The sequence below is a fragment of the Streptomyces sp. SID5910 genome (genome assembly GCF_009862125.1).
GTDB lineage: Bacteria > Actinomycetota > Actinomycetes > Streptomycetales > Streptomycetaceae > Streptomyces.
On record NZ_WWHX01000667.1, the window covers coordinates 1 to 4,786 of the forward strand.

Here is a 4,786-nt window from a genome sequence, read left to right on the forward strand (position 1 = left end):
CCCCGACCGTGCTGGTCGGCAAGAAGCTCGGGGACTGGCGGTCCCAGCTCTCCTTCCTCGCCGGTGACGTGTTCGGCAAGAAGAACGTCTACGACGAGCACGTGGCCGCGTACGACAAGCGGATCGCCGAGGTGAAGAACGCGATCGAGCCCCCGCCCGGCCCGGTGTCCTTCCTGGCCGTCACGGGCGACGGCACCGCCTACGGGCTGGTGGAGAGCGTGGGTCTGCCGACCGAGTTCAAGAAGGTCGGCATCGAGCCGGCGCCGGTCTTCGCCAAGGGCGGCTTCAAGGTGTACGGCGGGGGCGGCGACATGTTCGAGCTGTCCACGGAGAAGGCGGGGCAGACGCTCACCCAGCCGTCCGTGTTCGTGATGGGCTTCAACGCGGACACGACCGACGTCGCCACCCTGAAGAAGAACCCGGTCTACGGCGCGCTGCCGGCCTTCAAGTCCGGTCACGCCTACGACCTGCCGTACTGGGTGCTGCGCGGCGACTACGACGAGTCGATGGCCCTGCTCGACATCATCGAGGAGAAGTTCGCCTGATGGCCGCCCAGCGCACGTACACCACGCACCCCCTCGTCCTGCGCCGGGTCACGGTGCGCCGCGTCCACGAGGTGACGCCCCGGATGCGGCGCGTCGTCCTCGGCGGCGACCAGCTCGGCCCGTTCACCCGGGACGGGGTCCGCCATCCCGCCTTCGCGGCGCCGGGGTTCGACGACCACGTCAAGGTGATCCTGGCCGCGGACGGGGACGTCCGCGCGGCGCTCCCCGCGCAGTTGCCGCACGGTGTCGAGTGGACGCCGGCCGAGCACCGGCTGACCCGCGACTACACGCCCCGGCGGGTGGACGCCGAGGCCGGCGAGTTCGACCTCGACTTCGTGGTGCACGGTGACGGGCCCGCGGCGGCCTGGGCCGCGTCGGCGCGGGTGGGCGACGAGCTGTGGTTCGTCGGGCCCAAGTCGTCGCTGCGGCTGCCGGAGGGGCTGGACTGGATCCTGCTCGTCGGGGACGAGACGGCGCTGCCCGCGATCGGCCGCTTCCTCGACGAGCGTCCCCTCGACGTCCCGGCGCACGTCCTGGTGACCGTCGGGGACGAGTCCGCGCGCCAGGAACTGGCCCTGCGGGACGGCGACACGGCGACCTGGGTGGTCGCGGAACCCGGTGACGCGGCGGCGTTGGAGGCCGCCGTGCGGGCACTGCCGTTGCCGGCCGGCGAGGGCTACGCCTGGGCGGCGGCGGAGAGCCGGGCGCTGCTGCCGGTACGCCGCTATCTCCAGCGCGAGCGCAAACTCCCCAAGGACCGGCTGAACATCACGGGGTACTGGCACCTGGAGGAGGCCGCCGAGGCGGGCACGCCGCAGGCTCCCGCGCCGGAGCAGGCGCACATTCCGTCGCCGCTGCCGTGGCTGGCCGCACGGGCGGCGGTGCAGCTCGGCGTGGTCGACGCGGTCGCCGACGCGCCGGGCGTCCCGCTCGGGGAGCTCGCGGCCCGGGTGGGCGTGCCGGCGGCGGGGATCGGCGTACTGCTGCCCCTGCTCACCGCGCACGGGGTGCTCGCCGGTGACGAGGACGGGCTGCGGCTCGGTGCGGCGGGCGAGGAACTCCTCGACGACCACGAGCGCGAGGAGTACGACGGCCAGGAGGCCGAGCTGCTGCTCTCGCTCGCCCACCTCGCCCCCGCGATCCGGGAGGGCGCCTCGCCCTGGGAGCGGGCCTCGGGTGCGACCCTGCTGGACGCGGTGGCCCACGACACGGACCGGTATGCCGAACTGGTCGAGGAATGCGAGCAGTTGGTGTTCCTGCTGGGCGGTCTGACGGCCGACCGGCTCTGGGAGGGCGCCGGGTCGTGCCTGCTGACCGGGCCGGGCAGCGCCTCCGTGGCCGCCGCCCTCGACGACGCGGGGCTGCGGTCACGGCTGCGGCTGCGCGTCGCGGAGGACGACATCCCCGCCGGGGTGCTGCGCGACCGGGTCCCGGCGCCGGAGCGGGTCGACTGGACGGCGGGCCCCGCCGATGTCGCGGTCGCCGCGAAGTCCCTCGCGTACCGGACCGACGAGGAGGCCGCGCTGCTGCTCACACGGCTCGCCGCGTGGGCGCCGACGGCGGTGGTCATCGAGGCCTCCCGCCCCGACGGTCTGAGCCCGCACGCGGCCGAGGCGGCCCTGCACGCGTACGCCGCGACCGGCAGCCCACTGCGCGACGCCGCCGCGATCGCGGCCCTCGCGCGACGGACGGGCTGGCACGTCGACCGGGTCATCCCCCTCGGCTGGGGCACGGAGGCGACAGTCCTGCGGCGCACCTGAGCCCGGCACCGGCGGCGGAGGCGGAGGCGGGGCGGGGCCGGCTCCGGCGGCCGGCCGGGCGGGTCAGGACGACGCGCGTTCCACCAGTTCCGTTGCCAGGACCACCTGGTGGCGCTCTCGGTCCCGGGTGCCCGTCGGGCGGTGGGTCGCGATCTCGGTCAGCAGGAGGTCGATCATCGCGCGGCCCATCTCCTCGATGGGCTGCCGGACGCTGGTCAGCGGCGGGTCCAGGTGGCGGGCGATGGCCGAGTCGTCGTAGCCGACCAGCGCCACGTCGTCCGGGATGCGCCGGCCCGCCTCGCGCAGCGCCTGGCGGGCACCGGCCGCCGTCACGTCGGAGGCGGCGAAGACCGCGTCCAGGTCAGGGCAGCGGCGCAGCAGCTCCGTCATCGCGCGCCGGCCGCCCTCCTCGGTGAAGTCGCCCGGCTCGATCAGCTCGTCCGCGCCGGCGAGCCCGCCCCCGCGCAGGGCGTCGCGGTAGCCGTCGACGCGCCGCTGGGCGCCGTACACGTCGAGGTGGCCGGTGATGTGGGCGATGCGGCGGCGGCCCCGGGACATCAGGTGCTCGACGGCCGAGCGGGCGCCGCCGTAGTTGTCGGAGTCCACGGACGCCAGCGTCTCCGTCGCGGAGCGCGGGCCGCTGATCACCGCGGGGATCTCCAGCTGGGTCAGCATGTCGGGCAGCGGGTCGTCGGCGTGCACCGAGACCAGCAGGACGCCGTCCACCCGGTGCGCGGCCAGGTACTGGGCGAGCCGCTGCCGCTCCCGGTCGCTGCCCGCGAAGATCAGCAGCAGCTGCATCTCGGTGTCGGTGATCTCCGCGCCGACCCCGCGCAGCATGTCCGAGAAGTAGGGCTCGGCGAAGAACCGGGTCTCCGGCTCGGGGACGACGAGGGCGATCGCGTCGGTGCGGTTGGCGGCGAGCGCGCGGGCGGCGGTGTTCGGGACGTAGCCGAGTTCCGCGACGGCCGCCTCGACGGCGGCCCGGGTCGCGTCGCTGACCCGGGGCGAGCCGTTGATCACCCGGGAGACGGTGCCGCGGCCGACGCCGGCCCGGGCGGCGACCTCCTCCAGGGTCGGGCGCCTGGCGCCCCGGCTCCGCCCACCGTTGACCGCCATGGTCGTCGCCTTTCCCTCGCAGCTGTCCGGCCTGGAATCTAACAGCCCCGCGGGGACGCGACCGGGGTCCGGCCCCGCCCCCGCGGGTGGGAGCACGTCACGGCTCAGCCGCGTCCGCCCCCGGCGGGCAGCGCGTTGCGGCGGATCACGTCGGCGTACCAGTGGGCGCTCGCCTTCGGGATGCGGCGCTGGGAGGCGTAGTCGACGTAGACGGCGCCGAAGCGCTTCGAGTAGCCGTAGGACCACTCGAAGTTGTCCAGCAGGGACCACAGGAAGTAGCCGCGGACGTCCGCGCCGTCGGCGACGGCCCGGCGTACGGCCTCCAGGTGGGAGCGGAGGTAGGCGATGCGCTGCGGGTCGTTCACCCGGCCCTCGGGCGAGACGTAGTCGTCGAAGGCGGCGCCGTTCTCGGTGACCATCAGCGGCAGGCCCGGGTGGGTCTTCGCCAGGCCGGTGAGCAGGGTGTGCAGGCCGCTCGCGTCGATGGCCCAGTTCATGGCGGTGAGGTCGTCGTTGGCGAGGTGGAAGGCGACGTCCTCGGAGCCGGTCCACGGGGAGTGGTCGCTCGCGCCGTGGCCGTCGTTCTTCGTGGTGGCCGCGCCGTCGGCGGGCCGGGAGACCACGGTCGGCGAGTAGTAGTTGACGCCGAGCAGGTCGATCGGGCGGGAGATCTCCGCGAGGTCGCCGTCCCGGACCAGCTCGTCCCAGTCGACGAGGTGCGCGGTGTCGGCGAGCAGGTCCTCGGGGTAGGCGCCGTCGAGGAGGGGGCCGGTGAAGACGCGGTTGCCGACCGCGTCGATGCGGCGGGCCGCCTCCGCGTCCTCGGGGGCGTCGGTGAGGGGCCGCACCTGGTGGAGGTTGAGGGTGATGGAGGTCTGGGCGGTCGGCGGCAGGGCCGCGCGCAGGACGCCGACCGCCTTGCCGTGGGCCAGGTTGAGGTGGTGGGCGGCGCGCAGGGTGGCGGCCGGGTCGGTGCGGCCGGGGGCGTGGACGCCGGAGCCGTAGCCCAGGAAGGCGCTGCACCAGGGCTCGTTGAGGGTGGTCCACACGCCGACGCGGTCGCCGAGGGCGCGGGCCATGATGCCGGCGTACTCGGCGAAGCGGTCGGCGGTGTCGCGGTGCGGCCAGCCGCCGGCGTCCTCCAGCTCCTGGGGCAGGTCCCAGTGGTAGAGGGTGGCGACGGGGGTGATGCCGGCCTCCAACAGCTCGTCGGTGAGGCGGCGGTAGAAGTCCAGGCCGCGTTCGACGGCGGGTCCGCGGCCGGTGGGCTGGACCCGGGACCACGAGACGGAGAAACGGTACGCCTTGAGGCCGAGGTCCTTCATCAGCGCCACGTCGTCGCGGTAGCGGTGGTAGTGGTCG

The 4,786-nt window shown here is 74.7% G+C and carries 3 protein-coding genes and 1 pseudogene; 2 read left to right on the forward strand and 2 right to left on the reverse strand.

The genetic code is table 11. The annotated features are described in order from the left end of the window. Both GTW67_RS23275 and GTW67_RS23280 read left to right on the forward strand, forming a co-directional pair. A pseudogene (locus GTW67_RS23275) lies at positions 1-545 on the forward strand (ABC transporter substrate-binding protein); the annotation flags it as partial. Next, on the forward strand, positions 545-2,305 hold the full coding sequence (locus GTW67_RS23280) for a siderophore-interacting protein (protein ID WP_161166749.1): 1,761 nt from the start codon (positions 545-547) through the stop codon (positions 2,303-2,305). The pseudogene GTW67_RS23275 and the gene GTW67_RS23280, both read left to right, overlap by 1 nt. A gap of 63 nt (positions 2,306-2,368) precedes the next feature. On the opposite strand, the gene GTW67_RS23285 is transcribed toward GTW67_RS23280, so the two are convergent. Both GTW67_RS23285 and GTW67_RS23290 read right to left on the reverse strand, forming a co-directional pair. Further along, on the reverse strand, positions 2,369-3,424 hold the full coding sequence (locus GTW67_RS23285) for a LacI family DNA-binding transcriptional regulator (RefSeq protein WP_161166750.1): 1,056 nt from the start codon (positions 3,422-3,424) through the stop codon (positions 2,369-2,371). A gap of 104 nt (positions 3,425-3,528) precedes the next feature. Further along, a partial coding sequence (locus GTW67_RS23290; RefSeq protein WP_161166751.1) for a GH1 family beta-glucosidase occupies positions 3,529-4,786 on the reverse strand: 1,258 nt, incomplete at its 5' end.

Bases quoted from the DNA above. Each gene is read 5' to 3' on its own strand.
- GTW67_RS23280 (WP_161166749.1), top strand. From the start codon at position 545: ATGGCCGCCCAGCGCACGTACACCACGCACCCCCTCGTCCTGCGCCGG.
- GTW67_RS23285 (WP_161166750.1), bottom strand. From the start codon at position 3,424: ATGGCGGTCAACGGTGGGCGGAGCCGGGGCGCCAGGCGCCCGACCCTG.